This is a genomic window from Paraburkholderia sediminicola (genome assembly GCF_902859805.1).
Classification (GTDB): Bacteria; Pseudomonadota; Gammaproteobacteria; order Burkholderiales; family Burkholderiaceae; genus Paraburkholderia; species Paraburkholderia sediminicola.
This window is the reverse complement of sequence record NZ_CADIKC010000003.1, coordinates 715,886-738,426: the sequence shown is the minus strand read 5'-3', so window position 1 is coordinate 738,426 and position 22,541 is coordinate 715,886. Positions and strand designations below refer to the sequence as shown.

The window sequence follows — 22,541 nt, the reverse complement described above, 5'->3', positions numbered from 1 at the left end:
ATCACCCTGCGTCAACTGGACAAAAACATCTCGCGTCAGAGGAGCACGATGGCTCGCACGTCCCGACCTTCCGCGTCCGAAGCAGTACCCGCAGCGCCTTCAACCGCCGCCGAAGCACAGGCTGAAGCTGCCGCGCCGCGCACGCGCACCAGCGCGATCGAGCGCGCCGTGCAGATTCTCGACGCGCTCCAGCAGGCAAACCGTCCCGCCACTGCGTATGAAGTTGCACGCATGGTCGGCGCGCCGCTCTCCACCGTGTATTCGATCATTAACGATCTGGTCGAGAAGAACCTGTTGGCGCGGCGCATGGACGGCACGATCTGGCTCGGCTCGCGTCTGTATGGCTACGGTTTGACGTACGCCAGCTCGCTCGACTACCTCGCGGTCGCTCATGAAGAAATGCAGCGGCTCTCCGCCGAAGTCGAAGAAACCGTCCAGGTTTGCGGACTCGAAGACGGCATGATGGTCGTCCAGCAAATGGCCGAAGGGCCGGGGCATTTCCGTGTGACCTCGCGAGTGGGCAGCCGCGTGCCACTCAATTGGACCGCGTCAGGACGCTTGCTCGTTGGGCACCTGCCGGATGCCGAACGGATTGCGTTTTTTGCGCAGCACGCGCAAAGCTCGCCTACCGGTCGTGCGGAAACCCGGCCGCAAGTGCTCGCGCAGATTGCCCGCGAGGCGCTGGAGGCGCGGCTGTCGATTCAGATCGGCGAATCGGATGCGTCCGTGGCGTGCCTCGCAGCGCCCGTGCTCGACAACACCGGTGCGTGCGTCTTCACGATTTCGATCGTGATGCCCGAGGCGAAAGCCGAGCTTGGCACCGAACGGTTCGCACAAGCTGTGCAGGCGGTGGCCGCCCGTATCGAAGCGCGTCTCGGCTGGCGGCATCGCGAGCAGGAACCGGCGGCGTAAGGCTGCCCGGCCCCCAAGCACGAAGAAGCCTTGACTCCCAACCCGCGCGCAACGCTGACTCCTTAAAGACCGCTCACCATCACTTCCCCATCGATGAACTGCTACGACCGGCTGCACACGCGCGGCCTCAAGCTCCCGCAAGTGCCGACGCCGATCGGCAATTTCACGCACTGCACGCGCGAGGGCAATCTGCTGTTTCTATCCGGCCAGGGTCCGCTCGACGAATCCGGCTCGCTGATGACCGGCAAGGTCGGCGCCACCGTCAGCGCGGACGAAGCGTACCGGCACGCGCAGATGGTCGGCCTGAATCTGCTCGCCGTGCTGCATAACGAACTGGGCGATTTGCGGCGCGTGAAGCAGGTCGTCAAGTTGCTAGGTATGGTCAACGCAGCGCCGGATTTCACCGAGCATCCGCGCGTGATCAACGGCTGCTCGGATCTGTTCGTCGATGTATTCGGCGATGCCGGTCGGCATTCGCGCTCGGCGGTCGGCGTGGGCTCCTTGCCGGGCAATATTACAGTCGAGATCGAGGCAATCGTCGCGATCCAGGATTGACCGCCGCCCAATTCTCAACAAATACCCAAATTTCCACATCTTCACAAAAGTTACACAGGTAAGCGACTATTCTTGCGCATCGCTGACCTGGGCGCGTGGATGCCCTGGCGCATCCTCCCCGTGCCGGAGACATTGTCATGTCTATTGTGTCGAAGCCGTCCATTGCCTTTCATCGCAAACGTTTGGCGGGCGCACTGGCCGCCGTGTCGCTCTGCATACTGCTCGGCGCTTGCGGCAACGACGACGATAAAGCACCGGACCCGAGCACCACCAGTTCTACCGACGGCGCCGGCGATAACAGCGGCGCTTCACAGGTCCTGTCCGCGAATCCTTCTTCCGCTTCACCAGCCGCATCTGCCTTACCCGCAGTCACGATTCAAACCCCAGCACTGCCCGCATCAAGCGCCGACGCGGCGCTATCCGCTGCCGCGTCGACGCCGCTCGCCACACCCGTCATCCACACCGTAGATTGAGTTCCGCGCCCCATGAGACGCGTGGCTCACGCTCGCGCCGCATGGTTCGTTCCTCTTATGAAGATCGAAAGCCAAGACCATGACTTCAAAAAATCGCCGTGATTTTCTGCGCTCCGCCGCGCACGCCGCCGGTTCCGCCACCGCGCTGAGCATGCTGCCGCTGGGCATTCGCAACGCACTCGCCATTCCCGCCAACAACAAGACCGGCACGATCCGCGACGTCGAGCATATCGTCGTGCTGATGCAGGAAAACCGCTCGTTCGACCACTACTTCGGCACGCTCAAGGGCGTACGCGGTTTCGGCGACACGCGCGCGATCAACCTGCCTAACGGCAAGCCGGTGTGGTACCAGCCGCTTGCCGCGGATGTCGGCTATGTGCTGCCGTTCCGCCCTACCGCGCCGAACCTCGGCCTGCAATTCCTGCAAGATCTCGCGCACGACTGGACCAGCACGCACGCAGCATGGAACGGCGGCCGCTACGATCAATGGGTGCCGTCCAAGGGCACCACGACGATGGCCTACCTCACGCGTGACGACATTCCGTTTCACTATCAACTCGCCGACGCCTTCACGATCTGCGACGCGTACCACTGCTCGCTGATGGGCCCGACCGACCCGAACCGTTACTACATGTGGAGCGGCTGGGTCGGCAACGACGGCAACGGCGGCGGCCCGGTAATCGACAACTCGGAACTCGGCTACGGCTGGTCGACGTATCCGGAAGTGCTGCAAAACGCCGGCATCACCTGGAAGATCTATCAGGACATGGGTACGGGACTCAACGCCAGCGGCTCGTGGGGCTGGACGCAGAATCCGTACATCGGCAACTACGGCGACAACTCACTGCTCTACTTCAACCAGTACCGCAACGCGCAACCGGGCAACCCGCTGTACGACAACGCCCGCATCGGCACGAACGTGGCGAATGGCGACGGCTACTTCGACATCCTCAAGCGCGACGTGCAGAACAACGCGCTGCCGCAAGTGTCGTGGATCGTCGCGCCGGAAGCGTATTCCGAGCACCCGAACTGGCCGTCGAACTACGGTGCGTGGTATGTCGATCAGGTTCTGCAGATTCTCACGTCGAATCCCGAAGTGTGGAGCAAGACCGTACTGCTGATTAATTACGACGAAAACGACGGTTTCTTCGATCATATGGCGCCGCCGTTCGCGCCGGCATCGAGCGCAAACGGTTTGTCGACCGTCGATACCAGCAATGAAAACTATGCGGGCAGCGGTAGCACGCCGGCGGGTCCGTACGGGCTCGGACCGCGTGTGCCGATGCTGGTGGTTTCGCCGTGGTCGAAAGGCGGCTACGTGTGCTCGGAACTGTTCGACCATACGTCGGTGATCCGCTTTATCGAAAAGCGCTTCGGCCAGCAGCACAATCTCGGCGAATCGAACATCACGCCGTGGCGTCGTGCAGTGTGCGGCGATCTGATGTCGGCGTTCAACTTCAGCACCCCGAACGACGCGTTCCCGACGCTGCCGAGCACGAGTGGCTATGTGCCGCCCGATCAGAATCGCCATCCGGACTATGTGCCGCTGCCGCCGCTCGTGCAGGCCGTGCCGAAGCAGGAACCCGGCGTGCGCCCGGCGCGCGCGCTGCCGTACGAACTGTTCGTGCGCGTGCACGGTGAAGGCGCGGAGAACAAGTTGACGATGCGTTTCGTCAATTCGGGCCGCGCGGGCGCCGTGTTTCTCGTCTACGCAGCGAATGGTCTCGCTGCGCCGCTGACCTATACGGTCGAAGCCGGCAAGCGGCTGCAGGATCAGTTGCCGCTGAATATCGACGGCACGTACGATTACACGGTCTACGGCCCGAACGGTTTTCTGCGCCGCTTCGCGGGCAAGCCGGTCGCGAGAAGCTGGTGGCACGGTTCCGATATTGCACGGCCGGAAGTTGCTGAAGGCTACGACGTCGCGAACGGCAATCTGCAATTGCGGCTGGAGAACGTAGGCAGCGCGCGCTGCCAGTTCACCATCGTCAATGCTTATGACGCGGGCAATGTGGTCAAGCATTCCGTGCGCGGTGGCGATACGGAACAGTTGTACCTCGATCTGCGCAACGCGTACGGCTGGTACGACCTGGTGATCACCGTCGACACGGATCCGTCGTTCGCGCGACGCTTCGCCGGACACGTAGAAACCGGTAAGAGCAGCATGAGCGATCCGGCGCTGGGAAGCTAAGTTTCAATTCGGTTCACGCTAAAAGAAACGGCCGCTGCGATAAAAAGCAGCGGCCGTTTTTTCATGCATTCGAGTCGTGATATGTAAGTGGTAATCTCAAGCCGCCACAGCTGCCCTCACCGACTCACGCTCGCGCGTTTTCTCGCGAATCGCCTGTACGACGAACTCGGCATCGCGCGCGACGCCTGAGAAACGCCCAGAACCCCACGTATGCAGCCACGGCAAGCCGACGAAATACAAGCCGTCGATCGGTGTAATGCCACGGGTATGCGCCGGATAACCGCGACCGTTGAACACTGGCGCGTCGAGCCAGCTGAAGTCCGGCGTAAAACCGATGCACCAGATAATTGCCGAAATGCCACTGGAGTGGAGATCGAGCGTTGCACGTTCTTCAACCGGCCGCCAGACGGGTTCGTAGACTTCACCTGTTGGTGCGACGATGCCATGCTTTTCAATGAAGCCATCGATGCTCGCGTTGATTCGGTTATACGTATCGTCTGCGGCGTCGAGATTGGCTGCGAGTGTCGGTGCGAAATGGAATTGCCCGTCGAGCAGATCGTCGAGCCTGCCGTACAGCTCCATGCCTTCAGCGGCGAACTTGCGCAGGTCGATATCGCGTCCGCCGTCGCGCCCCGTCACGTAGTGATTGGTGTTGTCGCGCACGCCTTCACGTAACGGATGTTTCTCGACCGGCATGTCGTAGTACTGCATGTCGGCGAGCCAATCGACCACGTCACGCCCTCGATAGAAACGCGCACAGCGTGGCGCCTCGCCAACCGCGAGCACCACCTTGCGTCCAGCCAGATGCAGGTCTTCCGCGATCTGTGCGCCGGATTGCCCCGTGCCGACCACCATGACCGCGCCCTCGGGCAAAGCCTGCGGATTCCGATACGCAGACGATTGCAACTGCACGATGCTTGCCGGCAAACGTTCGGCGAGGCGCGGCACGATAGGCGTGTGATAGCCACCCGAGGCGACCACGATCTGATCCGCAGTGAAATCGCCCTGCGTGGTCACAATCGTATAGACGCCATCGTCGCGCTGCTTCACGCGCTTGACTTCCGCGTGCTCGATCACCGGCGCTTCGACGTGCGCGATAAAGCCGTCGAGATAATCGATGATCTCGTCCTTCTTCATGAAGCCATGCGGATCGTCGCCCAGGTAGGGGTAACCGGGCAACGCACACTGCCAGTTCGGCGTCACGAGACAAAACGCGTCCCAGCGTTGCTGGCGCCACGTATGCGTCACCGTGTTCTTTTCCACAACCAGATGGTCGATGCCGGCCTGCTTGAGGTAATAACTAACCGACAAGCCCGCCTGCCCGCCGCCGATGACGAGCACGCTGTAATGCCCATCAGCGCGCCCAGGATGGGTTGGATTCGACATGACGCGTCCTCTGCAAAAAATAAACGCCTAGCTGAATTCGATGACCTTGACGGTCGCCTCGGGCCGATCGCGAAAGCGCTCGGCATCGCGTTCGATCTGTGCGAGCTGATCCATCGCCGCCGAGCAGGCAAAGCCGTACTTCTCGCGCACGCGTTCCGAAGCGATCCCTAACGCCTGTCGCGAACGTTCGACGAAATCGTCCAACGGATAAGCCTCGCCAGGTTTGAAGAAATCACCAATGACGAGCGACGGCGAATAACAGTTCGCTTCGTCGCCATCGGGCCACTGAATCCGAAAGTGCATGACAGGCATCGCAAATCCTCAATCGATCAATGAATAGCTAACGCGCGCGTTTCCAGCATTTGGCGGTACACATCGACGTGACGCCGTGCGCTTTCCGCCCAGCTAAAGCGTGCAAGTAACGCGGGCACGGCATGTTCGAAATCAATACGACTACCGCGGCCGTTGAGAGCACACAGCAAGGCCGTCGCTATCGAATCGACATCCGCCGGATTTGCCCAGTAGCACGTAGAATCGTCGAGATACTCGGTGAATGGCGCGATTGCCGAAGCAACCACAGGGGTGCCACTAGCAAGCGCCTCCAGCACCACCAGGCCGAAGCCCTCGCGCAACGACACCATCGACAACACGTCCGCACTGCGAAAGAGCGCGGGCATGGCGGCGTCTTCGAGCGGCCCGGTCACGACCACGCTTTCGTCTGGACCTATAGACAGCCCCAACTCCGCCGCTCGTTTGAACACGCTGCGGGCGTAGGCGTCGTGGTCGAGCAGGCTTGCGCCGCCGGCAATCACAAGTTGGGCGCCCGGCAATGCGCGGCGCACAGACGCGAACGCTTCCAGCAGTGCGAGTGTGTTCTTGCGCGCTTCGATACCGCCCACTGAAAGGACGATCGGGCCGCTCTCAATTCCCAGACGTCGCCTGATCTGCGCGTCGTCCGCGTCCTCATCAGGTGTGAAACGCACGATGTCGACACCGTTCGGCACCGTCAGCGCCACAATGCCGAAAGTCGAGCGCATCTCGCGCGCCCATGTATCGCTGACACACAACACCTGCTCCGCATCCTCATACGCCCGCCGCTGCCATGCAGCGAGACGGGGATCGTCGAAATGATCCAGGTGATGAACGGTGCGCACGAAACCGCGAATGAGCCCTTGGGCTCTCAGCTCGGCAAGTGCGTTGCCGCTGATACTGTCCTGCGCGTGCAACACATCGAACGACCACGCATCGTGCTCCATCAAGGTCTGCTTGAATGCTTGAATACGCGCCTCCACCATGGCGACCGTGCTGGTCTGCGATAGCGTGATCGGCGCATAGAGCACGCGGCATGGCGACAGGCGGAACAGTGTCTCGCCCGGCACGGCCGGTGCAAAGACGGTCACGTCATGACCGAGCGCGGTCAATGCGCTCGCCAGTTCAAGCGTATGAACGACCCCGCCACGCGGATTGACCGAATGCGTCAGCAACGCGATACGCAACGGGTTCATCGCGAACCGTCCTTCGCGACCATGAACGGCTCGCGATTGAAATCCCACAACACCGCCGCCTCATCGTGGTGATGCAAAACCACTTCAGACGACGCATCGACCGTACCAATCACGGCACATGTAAGTGAACGCGAATCGAACTGCGCCTGCACTGCGCCCACTTGCTCTTCGCGAACCGATAGCAGGTAGCCAAAGCTCGGAAATGCAGTGACCCAACGCTCCAAGGGGACGTCCGCCGGCTTTGGAATACGCTCGAGATCGATTCGTGCGCCCATCCGCGAGCACTCGAGCAACATCAGCGCCGTGCCGAGCGTGCCGGCCATACTGATGTCTTTCGCCGCATCGCATAAGCCACTTTCCGCTAGCTGAGGAAGCAGCTCGAGATCCGCTCTCAAACGTTCAGACGGCGCACCCACCGACGCATTCCAGAACGGATACGGTTCCTCAAAATGCCCGCGCAAATCGACGGCCATCATCAAGCGGTCGCCGACCTTCGCATTGAAGCTCGACAAGAGCGTTTTCGCGCGGCCCACTATCGACACCGCCAGTTGCGCCGCATCGCTGCGCGTATTCGTATGACCGCCGACTATCGGTACGCCATAAGCAACGGAGGCCGCCGCCATGCCCGCAAGCACCTCCTCAGCGGAGCTGATACCTCGACTCCATAGCGCATCGACCACCGCCAGCGGCCGTCCGCCCATCGCGTAGATATCGCTGACGTTGACCATCACGCTGCTGTAGCCCGCGAACCATGGCATTGCGCTCGCGAAATCGCTGACCATCCCTTCGATTGCGAACAGCAGGTAGCCTTCACCATCGGTAATGGCCGCGCAATCGTCGCCAAGTGCAACTGCCTGTGCGAGATCCTGCGTGCCGCCCGGCAGCCGTCGGGCGAGTGAGCCGACCACGTCGACGATATCCGTCTTGTGCCGGAACCCGCGACTTTCGCGCAAGCTGGCGACGAGATCGGCCACGCTTCTCACGCCGCGCTCCGTGCGGAGACCACGCCATGTGGTTGCGTATGAGTCACGAAGCCGCTATACGGCGTCACGCATCGTGGATACCAATCCAGTTGCGCCTGCATCAGATGATGCGGCCTACCCAACAACGTTTCCTCGGCAAGCACGTCCCAATGCATCGCGCAAAAGAGCGGCACGTTCTGGCTCTGCACATGGGCGAGAAAGGTCTCACAACCTAGCGCGTGAGCACTGCTCACCGCGAGACGAATCAGCGTCGCGCCGATCTTTCCGTAGCGGCGAAACGCGGCATGTACGGCAAGACGTGAACCGAACCACACGCTGCCTTCATCGCGATGAATGCGCACCGTGCCGACCACCTGCTCCGGCATGCCGGCAACACAACTCACGGCCACCAGTTGCTGAGCGTGCGTGTCGATATCATCGAGATCATCGCCGACAAAAATGCCCTGCTCGATGCAGAACACCGCACGCCGCAACTTGTACGCTTCGTCGGCTTCCCAATCCAATGTGGTCCACTTGATGCGGAATTCGCTCGGCGCATAGGGTGCAAAACCCATGTTGCCTTCCAGTGCCTCGCCTGCAATCGCTTCACCGAACATGATCACTCCTCGTACGACGACAACGACGAACATGCGCCGCATTTTCCGCAGCCGGCCTTGATGTCGCTCGAGCGCATCGCGGCCACGTTCAGCATTGCGCCAAGCGGTTGCAGAATCGACTTCATGAATTCCGGCGTAGGTGCAGGATGATCTTCGAGCGGCGTGCCGCTGATCGGCACGAACGGCACAACGAACGGATAGACACCTAGTTCGATCAACTCGCGCGACATGGACAGAATCGCTTCGGCGCTATCGCCAAGACCGGCGAGTATGTACGTACTCACCTGACCTCGTCCGAACACCGCAACTGCCGCTTTGAACGCATCCATGTAGCGCGCCAGCGGCACACTCGCCTTGCCCGGCATGATGCGTTCGCGCAATGCAGGCGTCACCACTTCGAGATGCATGCCGAGCGTATCGATGCCGCTTGCCTTCATGCGCGCGAACCAGCGATCGTCGTCGGGTGGCTCGCATTGCGCCTGGATCGGCAGATCGACCGCCGCTTTGATAGCGAACGCGCTTTCGCACAGGATCTGCGCGCCGCGGTCGGACGTGGGCGGCGTGCCGGTGGTCAGCACCATATGCTTGACGCCGTCGAGCAATACAGCTGCACGTGCTACTTCGGCTAATTGTTCCGGTGTCTTGCGCGCAATCGTGCGGCCTGCTGCCAGCGATTGCCCAATCGCGCAGAACTTGCAACTCTTGCGGCGGCTCTCGTAGCGAATGCAGGTTTGCAGCACCGTCGTGGCCAGCACGTCCGCACTATGCAGCGCGGCAATGTGCGAGTAAGGCACGCCGTCGAGCGTCTGCATGCCGTAAAAGCGCGGCGCTTTCGGAAAGCTGATATTGGCAATCGGAATCGTGCCGCGCAGCAAGGCACTCGAGCCGTTTGCATCCGGCGTCTGTGCGACGAACGGCGAGTGCCAGGCCGTGCTCGTATGCACCGGCACCATGATCGTCACGCCGTCCACGGTCACCGCCTTGTGGTCCGAGGGCCCCGCGCCGCCACGCCGGCTCGCCGCGCCCGCATCCGGCGACACCAGCCGCAAACCGGCCGACTGCAATTCAGTCATCAATTGCCGGCTCGCTGCCGACAGTGTCTCGCTGGAGTTCATCGCGCCATCCTTCGTTTGAATTGAAACCCATGCCCGCGGCACTGGACCAGAACGGCATCGGCGCGACGGTTTCCGCCGGTCGCCGGTTGATCGCAAGACTCAGCAATTCCGGCCGCGCGTAGTGGCCGACCGAATCCATCATGCGTTTGCGCTTGGTAATCAGCGTCATGTCGAGATCGGCAATCACCATGCCTTCACCCTCGCGCAGCGGCTGCGCCAGATGCTGGCCTTCCGGCGACACGATCGCGGTGTTGCAGCCGCCGCGCAGCGCTTTCTGCAAGTTCGTATCGGGTGTGACCGATGCAATCTGCGCTTCGCTCAGCCAGCCCGTCGCATTCACCACAAAGCAGCCCGACTCCAAAGCGTGATGCCGGATCGTCACCTCGATCTGGTCAGCGAAGATCGGTCCCACCAGCGAGCCAGGAAACTGGCTGCAATGAATCTCTTCGTGCTGCGTCATCAACGCATAGCGCGCGAGCGGGTTGTAATGCTCCCAGCACGCGAGCGCGCCGACGCGCGCCACCGCCGTTTGCGCGACTTTCAGGCCGGCCGCGTCGCCCTGCCCCCAGATCATCCGTTCGTGAAACGTCGGCGTGATCTTGCGGCGTTTGAGCAGCAGCTGGCCGTCCACGTCGAAGATCAATTGCGTGTTGTAAAGACTGCCGTGATCACGCTCATTGACGCCAAGCACCACCACCATCCGATGCAAACGCGCTTGCTCGGCCACCGCCTGCGTCACCGGGCCGGGCACGATCACGGCTTCCTCGTAGAGCTTCATGTGATCGGCGCCGGATGCAACCGGCGGACGCACGAAAGAAAAGTACGGGTAGTACGGCACGAAGGTCTCGGGGAACACGATCAGTTCCACGCCTTCGCGCGCTGCCTTCTCGATCGCCTCGCATACCTTCTCGAGGGTGCCGCCGCTGCGCTCGAAATCCGGTGCGATCTGGACCGCGGCGGCACGCACGATGCGTTTGTCGGACATAGTGGTCACCCGCCTCTCGTCAAACCGTCCACGTGTGGATGATCAGCGCGTTGTCCTTGCGATGGAGCAACTGGATGTCGAGCACGTCGAGCGGGCTGATCGGCCGGATACCTTCGATCAGCGAAGCTTCGCCGTGCCCGTACAAGGCTTGCAGCGCGAAGCGGCAGGCGTACACCTTGCCGCCCTCTTCCATGAACTTCATCAGTTGCTTGTTGAAGTTCAGATGGCCGGGGAACGCTTCGTCGCCAAGCGTTGGAAAGCCGCGTTGCAGACCGAGCGTGACACCTGGCCCGTAAAGCAGCACCGAGGTCTCGAAGCCCTTGCGTTGCAAGCGCGTGGCCTGCAAAAGATTGACGAAACCGATCGACCCCTCGAACGCGACCGTATGGAACGTGACGAGTGCCTTCTCGCCCGGTTCGGCCTTCACGTCTTCGAAGACTTTCTCTTCGTAGTCGACAAGGTAATCGCCTTTCTGATGCAGCGGTTTGTTGACGGCTGGCATGACACTCTCCGATCAGGGTTGCTAAGTAAAAGATGGCGCGTTCAATCCGTGCGCACTTCTCTCAATGCAACGGCCGTGCCATTGATCGGTCACGCAAATGCGATCAATCAGCAATCAATTCCGCCTCGATTCGACATGCGACTCGAAAAATTTTTAGGCGTGAAGCTTGCATATAGCCGGGACGTCGTGGCCCGGAGCCCCCGACCCCGCGATATCGCACCAGCCAAGTGCGATTTGCGTGCCGGGACGAGTCGGCGTGGTGCACTCATTCACCACAGACGATCAATCCGATCATTGATCGCATCCGGATGCGATCAATGATCTTCACCCCCAGCCGAAGGCTACAAATGAGCAGCCCGACACATCACTGGATCAAACGCCTTGCCGACACCCGCAAGCCGGCCTACCTCGCAATTCCCGATCTGATCGAAGAAGATCTCGCCACCGGCCGCCTGCGTCCACGCGATCGCTTGCCGGGGCTGCGCGATCTGGCCGAAGAACTCGCGCTGAACTACACGACCGTGGCGCGCGCATATGCGGAAGCGCGCAAGCGCGGCCTGCTCGATTCGCGCGCGGGCAGCGGCACCTTTGTGCGTGGCCGAACCGCCACCTTGCCGCTTGCCGGCGGCAGCAGCATCGAGATGTCGATGAATACGCCACCCGAGCCGCCCGATTACGCGGCCCGTTTGCGCGATTCGGCAGCGCGCCTGATGAGCGGCAGCGATCCGTATCAGTTGCTGCGCTATCAGGACTTCGGCGGTTCGGCCGCCGACAAGGACGCGGGGGCCGAATGGCTGAAGCGGCGCGTGCCGCATTGCGACGCGCAGAACGTGCTGGTGTGCCCCGGCATTCATAGCGCGCTGGTGGCGCTCGTCTCGCAGTTGGCGCGGCCCGGTGGCACGATCTGTCTCGACACGCTGGCTTACCCCGGCATCAAGGCCATTGCCGCGCAGCTCGGCGTGCGTCTGCAGGCCTTGCCACGCGACGACGAAGGTCCGCTTGCACACGCCTTCGAGGCGCTCTGCAAAACCGACAAGCCGAGCGCGTTCTATTGCAATCCGACGCTGCAGAATCCGAGCACACTCACGCTCACGCACAAACGGCGCGAGGCGCTCGCCGACGTCGCGTTGCGCTACAGCGTCCCGATCATCGAAGACGATGCGTATGCGATGCTGCCGCAGAGTGCACCCGATGCGCTTGCGAGCTTCGCTCCCGAACTGACCTACTACGTAACGGGTTTATCGAAGAGTCTCGGCGCCGGTTTGCGGGTCGCGCATCTGCACGCGCCGACTGCCAGGCAAACGCAGCGCCTCGCCGGCGCGTTGCGCGCAACAACGGTGATGGCAAGTCCGTTCACCGTTACGCTCGCAACACAATGGATCGTCGACGGCACCGCGCTCGATATGCTCAACGCGATCCGCAATGAATCTCGCGCACGCCAGGCGATTGCATCGCGCATGCTCGAAGCGTGGCCTTACGACGCGCACGCGGACGGCTTTCATTTGTGGTTGCCGGTGCCCGCCGAAAGCGGCTGGAGCGCTTCCGAACTCGCATTGCAACTGCGCAACCAGGGCATCGCTGCCGTTGCAGGAGCGGCGTTTTCCACCGACGGCAATCCGCCGAATGCAATGCGTGTGTGCCTCGGTGGTTCGAAAACGCGCGACGAATGCGAAGAGGCACTGCGCATTGTGGGCGAGACACTCGACCACCCGCATCATCTGCATTCGCCGGTAATGTGAAACCATCTGTACGGATCGGTATATAGCGTCATCCCCGGCGTTATCGTCATATGAATACAGCGCTTGCAACTCAATACAAGGGCGCTGTTTCGGCATCCATTGAAAAACCCGCAACGCGCGAAAAATTGTGTAGCATCGCGCCGCGCCGCCACGAGCGGCGTTGCCGGCCGCCGCCAGAAACTGAAAGCATTACCTGCTCAAGTCCCCACTGCCGGCGCCGTATACCGCGTATGAGGCCCCCGCCTCACCGACTACGGCTCACTGCTTACTCCGAAAGACTCCCAACATGTTCTCCTCCATTCGCGCGCGCATTGTCGCCCTGTGCGTCGCCATCGTTGTGGTTGCGCTCGCTGCTAACGCGGTTCTCAACTATGTCGTCGCCAACTCGTACAACGCCGATGCGATCGAAAGCAGTTTGAACGCTGTCGAAAGCGGTCATGCAGACGGCATCGAAGACTGGATCGCCTCCAATAGCCAGATGATCAACTCGCTGCAGGACGCAGTGCTGCAACCTGATCCATCCGCCGCGTTGAAGCAGATCGCCGCAGCCGGCAAGTTCACCAACGTATATGTCGGCTACGCGGATAAGACCGCCAAGTTTTCGGACCCGACCGGCATTCCGCCCGACTACGATCCGACCGGCCGTCCCTGGTACAAGCAGGCCGCCGCAGCGGGCAAGCCGGTGGTGACGCCGCCCTACGTGGACGTGGGCACGGGCAAGCTGGTGGTCGCATTCGCCGCGCCCGTGGTACGCGACGGCGTGGTGAAAGGCGTGGTGTCCGGCGACGTCGCGATGGACAGCGTGATTGCCAACGTCAAGGCGATTCATCCGACGCCGGCGAGCTTTGGCATGTTGATCGACGCCAGCGGCCATATCGTCGCGCACCCGGATGCCAAGCTGACTTTGAAGCCGGTATCGGACCTCGCACCCGCGCTCACCAGCGACAAGCTGACTGCGCTTTTCAGCGCCGAGCATCCGGTCGAAGTCGACGTGAGCGGCAGCACGAAGCTGCTGCGCGCCGAGGCCATTCCTGGCACCGACTGGTACGCGGTCGTCGCGCTCGACAAATCAGAAGCGACGGCGGGTATGCGATCGCTGTTGACGGCTTCGGTGATTGCCTTGATCGTGATCGCCGCGATCGCCGCCGCCATCGTGGCCGCGGTCACCGCCGTGTCGTTCCAGCGCCTGTCGAAAGTACGCGATGCGATGGACGCCATCGGCTCGGGTGAAGGCGATCTGACACAACGTCTGCCGGCCGTCGGCAACGACGAAGTCGCGCAGATCGCGCGCTCGTTCAACACCTTCATCGACAAACTTAGTCACGTGATGCGCCAGATTCGCGACGCCAGCGAATCGGTGCGCGTGGCCGCCAATGAAATCGCCGCGGGCAACGTCGATCTGTCGGGCCGCACCGAATCCGCAGCAGCCAGCCTGCAACAGACCGCTGCATCGATGGAAGAAATCACCTCGACGGTTACGCAATCCGCTAGTGCCGCGAAGCAGGCCGACGATACGGCCGTGTCCGCATCGCAGGTCGCCTCGCGCGGCGGCGTAGTGATCTCCGACGTGATTACGACAATGGGTGAGATCGAACATGCGTCGGTGAAGATCTCGGACATCATCGGTGTGATCGACGGCATTGCATTCCAGACCAACATTCTCGCGTTGAACGCAGCGGTGGAAGCCGCGCGCGCCGGTGAACAGGGTCGCGGTTTCGCGGTGGTGGCCGGCGAGGTGCGCAGCCTCGCGCAACGCAGCGCGCAGGCCGCGAAAGAGATCAAGGCGCTGATCGAAGCAACCGTGGCGAGCGTGACCTCCGGGTCGGGCCAGGTGCGCCAGGCCGGCGAGACGATGACGGAGATCGTGAGCAACGTCGCCAACGTCACTACCATCATTTCCGAAATCACCCAGGCAGCCAACGAGCAAACGCGCGGGATTCAGGAAGTGAATCGCGCAGTCAGCCAACTCGATGAAATGGTTCAGCAGAACGCCGCGCTGGTGGAGGAATCCACAGCGGCCGCTGCCGCGTTGCAAAGCCAGGCCGTGAGTCTTGCCGGTGCCGTGACGCAATTCAAGCTGGACTGAGGTCCGCCAAAGGAAATCGCAGTGACGTTCTATAGAAATCTGAAAATCGCCGTCAAGTTGGCTCTGCTCGGCGCGGTGCTGCTCGCCGCAACCATGGTAGTGGGCCTTGAGGGGTGGCATGCGTTGTCGAATACGCATGCACTGCAAATCCAGTCCGCTCAAACGCTCAGCCAATACGCGCAAGCCGCCGACACGGCGCGGGTTGCGCAGGTCGAATTCAAGAAACAGGTGCAGGAATGGAAAGACCTGTTGCTGCGCGGCGCGGACCCGGTTGCGTTCGCCAAGTATCGTGACGCCTTCAGCAAAGAAAGTGGCACGACACACGCGGCCCTGCTACGACTGAAGGATCAGCTGAGTGCATTGGGCGCCAACGTAGACGGCGTCGACAAGGCGCTCGCCACGCACGCCTCGTTGCAGGAGAGTTACCTCGACGCGCTCAAGCACTACGACGCGGCCGATCCGAATACGGCGCACGTCGTCGATGGTCTCGTCAAAGGCATCGACCGCGCGCCGACCGCCGCTATCGACGACATCGTCGCCATGGTAATGCAGCAGGCGCAAGACTCCAGCGTGCGCACGGGCGAAGCGGCAGAACACGCGTACACACTCGCCTGCGTGCTGTTATTGTCGGTCGTGATCGGCTCGCTCGGCGTGGGCACCTTCGCGGTCTGGTTCCTGAGCCGCAGCATCACGTTGCCGGTCAGGCAGGCGGTGGGGGTCGCGCAAGCGGTTGCGGCAGGTGATCTGCGCGCGGATGTCGCCGTGGTGAGCCGCGACGAAACCGGGCAGCTGCTGGTCGCGCTCAACGAAATGAATCAACGCCTGCGGCACATTGTCAGCGAGATTCGTGAAGGCGCGCACACGATTTCCTCGGCGACGCAGGAGATCGCCGCGGGTAACCTCGACCTGTCGGCACGCACGGAACAACAAGCCGCCTCGCTCGAAGAAACCGCAGCGTCGATGCAGCATTTCACCGACTCGGTTCAGCGCAACGCCAGCAACGCACGCGAGGCCACCACGCTCGCACAAACCGCGGCGCAAGCGGCGCGCGACGGCGGTGTGGTGATGACCGATGCCGTGCGCACCATGGGCCAGATCGACGCAGCGTCCAAGCGGATCGTCGATATCATCGCGGTGGTTGAAGCGATTGCCGCGCAGACCAATATTCTGGCGCTCAACGCAGCGGTTGAAGCGGCGCGTGCCGGCACGCAGGGGCGCGGTTTCGCCGTGGTCGCGAGTGAAGTGCGCAGTCTCGCTCAACGCTCGGCCGATGCCGCGCATGAGATCAAGGCGCTGATTCGTGAGTCGGTGGCCACAATCGACGCCGGCACGCAGTTGATCAATCACGCGAGCAATACGATGGACGGCGTGGTGGAAAGCGCGGGCAGCGTGACGCGCATCGTCGAGGCAATCGCGACCGCCAGCGTCGACCAGGCTGCGGGTATTGCGGAGGTGAACGATGCAGTCACGCAGATGGATCAGGTGACGCAGAGTAACGCGGCTTTAGTGGAGCAGGCGGCTGCGGCGGCCGATGCGGTGCAGAGCAAGGCTTCAGGGTTGGTGCAAAGTGTGAGTTTCTTTCGGATTGGGGTGGCGGCTTCCTAGCTTCCTGGTTACGACTCGAAGTCGAGGCCACCGAGTAATACCGTTGGCTCGGCCTGGGTGTGCGAGACGAAATCCAGTTCACGCACGTGGCGCCAGGCTTCGAGCTTACGGGGTAACGCGGCCAGGTAGCCGGCGAAACGCGTAGGCCCCTCCGCACCCATCAGCCGCTCGATCTCGTCGCTATCCCAGGTTAGAAACAGATTCAATGCATGCGGGTAGTGGCGCAGGTCTTCGATCGGTGTTGCATGGATCCGCACGCGCGTGGGATGCCCTTGCCCGCCGTAAGGGAGCACTTCAGTATGCACGGTGGTGGCGAAACATGCGGCGATCGCCTCGGCAATGCGAGGCGCAAACTGTTCATCGAAACGGGCGGCACTCTCTGGACGCATCTGGGTCTCCGATGTTCTTTGCAACGAGCAAAGCATCGTAGCATGCGGAATCGGCCCTACCGCCCTCTTCCGCGGCGATCGTGCCAGACGTGGCAACCGGTCTCGCCAAGGCCGCCTTCAGCTTCTCGCGATCCAGCTCTTTCTCCCACGCCGCAATTACGATCGATGCCACGCCGTTGCCCATCGTGTTGGTCAGCGCGCGGCACTCGGACATGAAACGGTCGATGCCGAGAATCAGCACCATCGCCGTCACCGGCACGGTCGGCACGACCGAAAGACTGGCAGCCAGCGTGATAAAGCCGGCCCCTGTCACACCGGTCGAACCCTTCGAGGTCAGCATTGTCACCGCCAGCAACGTGATCTCCTGAGCAATCGTCAAATGCGTGTTCGTGGCCTGGGCGAGAAATAGCACCGCGAGCGTCATGTAGATATTGGTGCCGTCGAGATTGAACGAGTAGCCAGTCGGCACGACCAATCCGACGATCCCGCGCGCGCATCCCAGCCGTTCGAGCTTCTCCATCAACTGCGGCAAAGCCGCTTCGGATGTCGACGTGCCGAGTACGATCAACAGTTCGTCCTTGATGTACACGACGAAGCGCCACAAACTGAAACCGCATGCCCGCGCAATCAGACCAAGTCCGCACGAGACGAACAGGAATGCGGTCAGATAGAACGTGCCGATGAGTTTCATCATCGGCAGCAAGGAGACGATGCCATATTTGCCGATCGTGAACGCGATGGCGCCGAACGCGCCGATTGGTGCAAGGCTCGTAATCATGCGCACAATACGGAAGAAAGTTTTCGACAGCAGTTCGATCAAACCGATGACGGGTTTCGCGGGTTCACCCATCACCGCGAGCGCGGTGCCGAACAACATGGCGATCAGCAGCACAGGCAGAATATCGCCCTGCGTGAACGCGCCGACGAATGTCTCCGGAATGATGTGCATGAAGAAGCCCGAGAGCCCCTCGCCGTGTGCGGCTTGTGCGGCATAACTGGATATTGCGCCCGCGTCGAGCGTAGCGGGATCGACGTTAAAGCCCACACCGGGTTTCAGCACGTGCGCGGCCAGCAAACCGATGGCGAGCGCGAGCGTCGACACCACTTCGAAATACAGCAACGCTTTGCCGCCCACGCGGCCGACCTTGCGCATGTCGTGCATGCTGGCGATGCCAGTCACGACGGTGCAGAAGATTACCGGGCTGATGATCATGCGCACGAGTTTGATGAATGCGTCGCCGAGCGGTTTCATCGCCACCGCATCCGCTGGCAAGAAGTGACCAACGATCACACCGATAACGATCGCCACGATTACCTGCACGTACAGCACCTTATAAAGCGGTTTGCGCTTCATGTCTCCTCCGTTTTTAAAAGACCAAGCGCGTCCCTTCCCTTCTGCCGGGGAATCGGTCACACGCGTTTCGGTTGAATGGCGGCGCAAGTGCCGCCAGGGGATTTACAGCACGGCGGCCCAAGGTTGCCGTTCGAAATGGGTACGCTCGAACGCTTCAATTGCGGGGAGTGAAGCGAGCGTGAGATCGATGGTGTCCATGCCTTCGATCACCATCTGTTTGTGACGCGCGCCAAGCGGGAACGTGAATACGCGACCACTGGCGGTCGTCACCGTTTGCTGCTCGATGTCGATATGCAACTGCGCGGCAGGATGTGTCGCCGCGTCTTGCAATAGAACATCAACTGCTTCGCGATCCAGTTGCACCAGCAACAGGCGGTTATTCATCGCGTTTGAATAGAAAATCTCCGCGAAGCTAGGCGCGATCACTGCTTCGAAACCGAATTGCTGAAGCCCCCATACAGCGTGCTCACGACTCGAACCGCAGCCGAAATTCGAGCCACCAATCAGGATGCGCGCGCCGCGATACGCCGTCTGATTCAGCACGCAATCCGGGCGCAGCTCGCCTTCTGCGTCGAAACGCAAGTCGTACAGCAAGCCCTCGCTCAGCCCGGCCTTGTCGATGATGCGAAGAAATTGCTTCGGCATGATCTGATCGGTGTCGAGATTTTCGATCGGCAATGGCGCGGCATTCCCCTCGATTTCGGTGAGTCTCGTTAGCATGATTGCGTCTCCAGCGTGCGGACGTCGGTGATGCGCCCGGTTAGTGCAGCGGCTGCGGCCATCGCGGGACTCATCAGATGAGTACGGCCACCGCGTCCCTGACGTCCTTCAAAGTTGCGGTTGGTCGTGGATGCGCAGCGCTCGCCTACCGCAAGAAAATCGTCGTTCATCGCGAGACACATCGAACAGCCCGGTTCACGCCATTCGAAACCGGCATCGCGCAACAGCGCCGCAATGCCTTCGGCCTCGGCCTGGCGACGCACACTACCTGAGCCCGGCACAATCATCGCGCGCACACCTTGCGCAACGTGGCGCCCTCGCACAATCGCTGCCACCACGCGCAGATCTTCGATACGTCCATTGGTACACGAACCGATGAACACGCGATCGATCGGCGTGCCTGCAATCGGCTGGTCCGCATCGAGCCCGATATAGTCGAGCGCGCGACGCAATGCGGCGGCGGCCTCCGGCGTCTTTTGCGCGGCTGCATTGGGAATGCGCTGATCGACCGCAATCGCCTGATCGGGGCTCGTGCCCCATGTGACGAACGGTGCGATATCGTGTGCGTCGAAATGATGTTCCGCATCGAAACTCGCACCCGCGTCCGATTTCAGTTCGCGCCAGTCGTTCATGGCAGCAGCCCACGCAGCATCGTCCAGTGAAGTTGCGTGCGCGCGGACGTAGTCGAACGTGATTGCGTCGGGCGCGATCAACGCCGCTCGCGCGCCGGCTTCGACGGTCATGTTGCATAAGGTCATGCGCGCTTCGGCAGACAGCGAGGCAATCGTCGAGCCTGCGAACTCCACCGCATAACCGCGCGCACCCTGTGCACCGATGCGGCTGATGATCCACAGAATCACATCCTTCGATGATGTGCCGTATGGCAGCGCCCCGTCGATCGTGATACGCATGGTTTGCGCAACGCGATAGACCAGCGTTTGCGTGGCAAGCACGTGCTCGACCTCCGAGGTGCCGATGCCGAAGCCCAACGCGCCGAGCGCGCCATACGTAGTCGTGTGACTATCGCCGCACAACACGACCATGCCCGGACGAATCAAGCCGCGTTCTGGCGCGACGATATGTTCGATGCCCTGCAGGGGATCGTTCGCCGCGTGCAATTCGATACCGGCCTGCTCGCAGTTGCGCGCGAGATTGTTCGCCTGCAATAGCGAAGCGGCATCGCGAATCACGCGCGGCGATTCCGCATGCGTCGGAATGATGTGGCTGACCACCGCCAACTGCTGCCGCGGACGACGCACGGGCCGCGCTTTCGCCGCGAGCGCGCTGAACGCCTGCGGGCTGGTGTATTCGTTCATCAGATGCAGATCGACATACAACAGCACGTTTTGCTCGTCGATACGCGTGACGACATGCGAATCGACGAGTTTCTGGTAAAGAGTTCGTTTTGACATGATGGGTCAACCGGCGACTAGGACTGCAAGAACGGCAGGAGGCGTTCGAGCAGCAACTCGGGCGCTTCCTCGGGAATGTAATGGCCGCACGGGAGGGCCTCGCCGCTCACGTGTGCCGACCATTGACGCCATTCGGCGAGCGGCTCGAAACATTGCTCGATGACGCCCTGCGCGCCCCAAAGCGCCAGGAAATCACCCTCGATCTTCTGCCCTTCAGCGAGCGACGCACGGTCGTGATCGAGGTCGATCGTAATGCTAGCGCGGTAGTCTTCGCAGATGCCGTGCGCGGTCGCAGGGTCCGACAGACAGCGCAAATACTCGGCATAGGCGGCGTCGGTGAACGGCGCCAGCCCGGCGCTGCGTGCGCCTATGGTCTGCTTCAGATAGAGATCGGGATCGGCGCGAATCAGCGTTTCGGGAAACGGAGCGGGACGCACGAGGAAAAACCAGTGCCAGTAAGCGCGCGCAAACGCAAACGAGGTTTGCTCATACATGGCGAGTGTCGGCGCCACGTCGAGCGTGACCAGCTTCGTCACAGCTTGCGGATGATCGAGCGCCATGCGAGCGGCAACGCGTCCGCCCCGGTCGTGGCCGACCACGGCAAATTGTGTGAAGCCGTGGGCGCGCATCAACGACACCTGATCCGCAGCCATGCGGCGTTTCGAATAGTTGCTGTGGTCGGACTCACCTTCCGGTTTGCCGCTGTCGCCGTAGCCGCGCAGATCCGCAGCAATGACCGTGAAGTGCCGGGCCAGCGTGGGCGCAACCTTGTGCCAGATCGCATGGGTCTGCGGATGGCCGTGCAGCAGCAGTAAGGCCGGGCCGTTACCGCCGCGGATTGCGTGGATATGGATGCCGTCGACCTGGATCGACGCGTCAGTGAAACCTGTAAACATCGTTGCCTCCCGTATCTGAATGCAGTCTAGTTGAAGCCTGCAACGATAGGGTTTCCAGTGAGGCAATCCGAAATTAACTTACAGGAACGAATCGACGGGCGATTTTCACCTTGCGACGCGGAGTCAGGGTCGCCAAGGCGGGCGCGGACGAAACTCCCGTTGCAGGTGCTGCAGAAAGGTCTTGATTCGTGCGGGCATGCCCGTTCTTTGGTGAACAAGCGCGATGACATCAGCATCCGGTAGCTTCCAGCCCGGCAGCAGCCGGATCAGCGAGCCATTTTGTAATTCTTCCGCCACGTCCCATTCCGACCGAAGCATCACCCCTCGCCCTTCGCGAGCCCACTGGTGAATCACATCTCCGTCGTTCGAACTCAGTCCAGAGGAAACACGAACGCCCCGTGAAGTACGCCCCTTCGAAAAATGCCACAACGTCACGTCCTCATTGTTTTGACGAAGGGCGATGCAGGGAATATCCGCGAGGTCTTCCGGGTTCGCTGGGGAACCGTATCTTTTCAGGAAAGCGGGGGACGCGCAGACGTAGCGGGCGTTAGGCGCAATTACGTACCTGACAAGGTTCGAAGGACCCAACTCGCCGATATGAACGACGATGTCATAGCGGTCATATTCTTCAATGAGTGGGCGGTCGGACAATGTCAAGGAGACGTCCACATCCGGGTGGGCATCCTTGAATGCAGATGCGATGCGGGCGACGTATCGACGGCCGAAGCCGAGCGGTGCGTTGACTTTCAAGCCGCCAACCAGTTGCCCTCTTCGTCTACCCAGCTCGGCAAGCAGCGAATCAAAGTCCCGAAGAAGCTCTGCGCCTTTGGAACAGAGCAGTTCGCCCTCTTCCGTAAAACGCAATTGTCTCGTCGACCGGTCCAGCAAATGGACGTCAAGCTTCGTCTCAATCTGCTGCAACCGTTTGGTTACCGCCGACGGCGTGACGCCCAGCTTCCGCGCTGCGCCCGCAAGGCTGCCGGCTTCGCGAATGCTGAGTAGAAATCTTATGTCGACGGCATCATTCATGAAGAAACGAGCTTACTGCTTCTCGGTTTTATGAGGTGGGATGGTAGTCAGTACGGAGCGTGTCGCGACCGTCTTGTGAGAAGCATTGTAGCAGCGGCGAAATGCGGG

Annotated in this window: 21 protein-coding genes; 7 read left to right on the top strand and 14 right to left on the bottom strand. The window is 61.4% G+C overall.

The window, feature by feature from the left end:
- Positions 1-48 precede the first annotated feature (48 nt).
- The 4 genes from R8871_RS15780 (at position 49) to R8871_RS15765 (ending at position 4,131) form a co-directional block, all read left to right on the top strand.
- The gene (locus tag R8871_RS15780) at positions 49-912 is read left to right on the top strand and encodes an IclR family transcriptional regulator (protein WP_175051260.1); all 864 of its coding nucleotides are present in this window, start codon (positions 49-51) and stop codon (positions 910-912) included.
- A 93-nt stretch (positions 913-1,005) separates the two neighbouring features.
- Positions 1,006-1,467, top strand: coding sequence for a RidA family protein (locus tag R8871_RS15775; RefSeq protein ID WP_054040495.1), 462 nt, complete (start codon positions 1,006-1,008; stop codon positions 1,465-1,467).
- Between the two features lie 137 nt (positions 1,468-1,604).
- Positions 1,605-1,940 carry a hypothetical protein gene (locus R8871_RS15770; RefSeq protein WP_175051259.1) on the top strand — a complete coding sequence of 112 codons (336 nt, stop codon included), beginning with the start codon at positions 1,605-1,607 and terminating at the stop codon, positions 1,938-1,940.
- Positions 1,941-2,019: 79 nt separating this feature from the next.
- On the top strand, positions 2,020-4,131 hold the full coding sequence (locus tag R8871_RS15765) for a phosphocholine-specific phospholipase C (RefSeq protein WP_175051258.1): 2,112 nt from the start codon (positions 2,020-2,022) through the stop codon (positions 4,129-4,131).
- Positions 4,132-4,227: 96 nt separating this feature from the next.
- Here R8871_RS15765 and R8871_RS15760 read toward each other — a convergent pair whose 3' ends face one another.
- Genes R8871_RS15760 through R8871_RS15725 form a run of 8 tightly spaced genes read right to left on the bottom strand, consistent with a single transcriptional unit; the run spans position 4,228 to position 11,203 of the window.
- The gene (locus R8871_RS15760) at positions 4,228-5,517 is read right to left on the bottom strand and encodes an MSMEG_0569 family flavin-dependent oxidoreductase (protein ID WP_175051257.1); all 1,290 of its coding nucleotides are present in this window, start codon (positions 5,515-5,517) and stop codon (positions 4,228-4,230) included.
- 27 nt (positions 5,518-5,544) lie between these two features.
- A complete protein-coding gene (locus R8871_RS15755) occupies positions 5,545-5,829 on the bottom strand; it encodes an MSMEG_0570 family nitrogen starvation response protein (RefSeq protein WP_054040489.1) in 285 nt (94 codons plus the stop codon).
- 17 nt (positions 5,830-5,846) lie between these two features.
- Positions 5,847-7,022, bottom strand: coding sequence for an MSMEG_0565 family glycosyltransferase (locus tag R8871_RS15750; protein ID WP_175051256.1), 1,176 nt, complete (start codon positions 7,020-7,022; stop codon positions 5,847-5,849).
- Entirely contained in the window at positions 7,019-8,005 is a 987-nt protein-coding gene (locus R8871_RS15745) for a sll0787 family AIR synthase-like protein (protein ID WP_175051255.1), read from the bottom strand. The genes R8871_RS15750 and R8871_RS15745 overlap by 4 nt, the downstream gene beginning before the upstream one ends.
- Positions 8,002-8,601: an MSMEG_0567/Sll0786 family nitrogen starvation N-acetyltransferase gene (locus tag R8871_RS15740; RefSeq protein ID WP_175051327.1), complete on the bottom strand. Its 600-nt coding sequence runs from the start codon at positions 8,599-8,601 to the stop codon at positions 8,002-8,004. Before R8871_RS15740 ends, R8871_RS15745 begins: the two co-directional genes overlap by 4 nt.
- Before the next feature lie 2 nt (positions 8,602-8,603).
- Positions 8,604-9,674, bottom strand: a complete 1,071-nt coding sequence (locus R8871_RS15735; protein WP_175051326.1) for an MSMEG_0568 family radical SAM protein — start codon at positions 9,672-9,674, stop codon at positions 8,604-8,606.
- Positions 9,667-10,701, bottom strand: coding sequence for a Nit6803 family nitrilase (locus R8871_RS15730; RefSeq protein ID WP_175051325.1), 1,035 nt, complete (start codon positions 10,699-10,701; stop codon positions 9,667-9,669). The genes R8871_RS15735 and R8871_RS15730 overlap by 8 nt, the downstream gene beginning before the upstream one ends.
- A gap of 19 nt (positions 10,702-10,720) precedes the next feature.
- Positions 10,721-11,203 (bottom strand): MSMEG_0572/Sll0783 family nitrogen starvation response protein, encoded by a 483-nt coding sequence (locus R8871_RS15725; RefSeq protein ID WP_054040483.1) that lies wholly within the window; start codon positions 11,201-11,203, stop codon positions 10,721-10,723.
- A 347-nt stretch (positions 11,204-11,550) separates the two neighbouring features.
- Here R8871_RS15725 and R8871_RS15720 point away from each other — a divergent pair, with 347 nt between their 5' ends.
- The 3 genes from R8871_RS15720 to R8871_RS15710 all read left to right on the top strand — a co-directional run bounded on the left by R8871_RS15720 (position 11,551) and on the right by R8871_RS15710 (position 16,633).
- Positions 11,551-12,942, top strand: coding sequence for an aminotransferase-like domain-containing protein (locus R8871_RS15720; RefSeq protein ID WP_175051254.1), 1,392 nt, complete (start codon positions 11,551-11,553; stop codon positions 12,940-12,942).
- A gap of 286 nt (positions 12,943-13,228) precedes the next feature.
- The gene (locus R8871_RS15715; protein WP_175051253.1) at positions 13,229-15,028 is read left to right on the top strand and encodes a methyl-accepting chemotaxis protein; all 1,800 of its coding nucleotides are present in this window, start codon (positions 13,229-13,231) and stop codon (positions 15,026-15,028) included.
- A gap of 21 nt (positions 15,029-15,049) precedes the next feature.
- Complete coding sequence (locus R8871_RS15710) at positions 15,050-16,633, top strand: methyl-accepting chemotaxis protein (RefSeq protein ID WP_175051252.1); 1,584 nt, start codon at positions 15,050-15,052, stop codon at positions 16,631-16,633.
- Positions 16,634-16,641: 8 nt separating this feature from the next.
- Here R8871_RS15710 and R8871_RS15705 read toward each other — a convergent pair whose 3' ends face one another.
- The 6 genes from R8871_RS15705 to R8871_RS15680 form a co-directional block, all read right to left on the bottom strand.
- Positions 16,642-17,022, bottom strand: coding sequence for a DUF5594 family protein (locus R8871_RS15705; RefSeq protein WP_175051251.1), 381 nt, complete (start codon positions 17,020-17,022; stop codon positions 16,642-16,644).
- Positions 16,991-18,376 carry a dicarboxylate/amino acid:cation symporter gene (locus R8871_RS15700; protein WP_246287580.1) on the bottom strand — a complete coding sequence of 462 codons (1,386 nt, stop codon included), beginning with the start codon at positions 18,374-18,376 and terminating at the stop codon, positions 16,991-16,993. Before R8871_RS15700 ends, R8871_RS15705 begins: the two co-directional genes overlap by 32 nt.
- Positions 18,377-18,478: 102 nt before the next feature.
- Positions 18,479-19,096 (bottom strand): 3-isopropylmalate dehydratase small subunit, encoded by a 618-nt coding sequence (leuD, locus tag R8871_RS15695; protein WP_175051250.1) that lies wholly within the window; start codon positions 19,094-19,096, stop codon positions 18,479-18,481.
- Complete coding sequence (gene leuC / locus R8871_RS15690) at positions 19,090-20,508, bottom strand: 3-isopropylmalate dehydratase large subunit (protein WP_175051249.1); 1,419 nt, start codon at positions 20,506-20,508, stop codon at positions 19,090-19,092. Before leuC ends, leuD begins: the two co-directional genes overlap by 7 nt.
- A gap of 17 nt (positions 20,509-20,525) precedes the next feature.
- On the bottom strand, positions 20,526-21,404 hold the full coding sequence (locus R8871_RS15685; protein WP_175051248.1) for an alpha/beta fold hydrolase: 879 nt from the start codon (positions 21,402-21,404) through the stop codon (positions 20,526-20,528).
- Between the two features lie 123 nt (positions 21,405-21,527).
- Positions 21,528-22,433: a LysR family transcriptional regulator gene (locus R8871_RS15680; RefSeq protein ID WP_175051247.1), complete on the bottom strand. Its 906-nt coding sequence runs from the start codon at positions 22,431-22,433 to the stop codon at positions 21,528-21,530.
- Positions 22,434-22,541 lie beyond the last annotated feature (108 nt).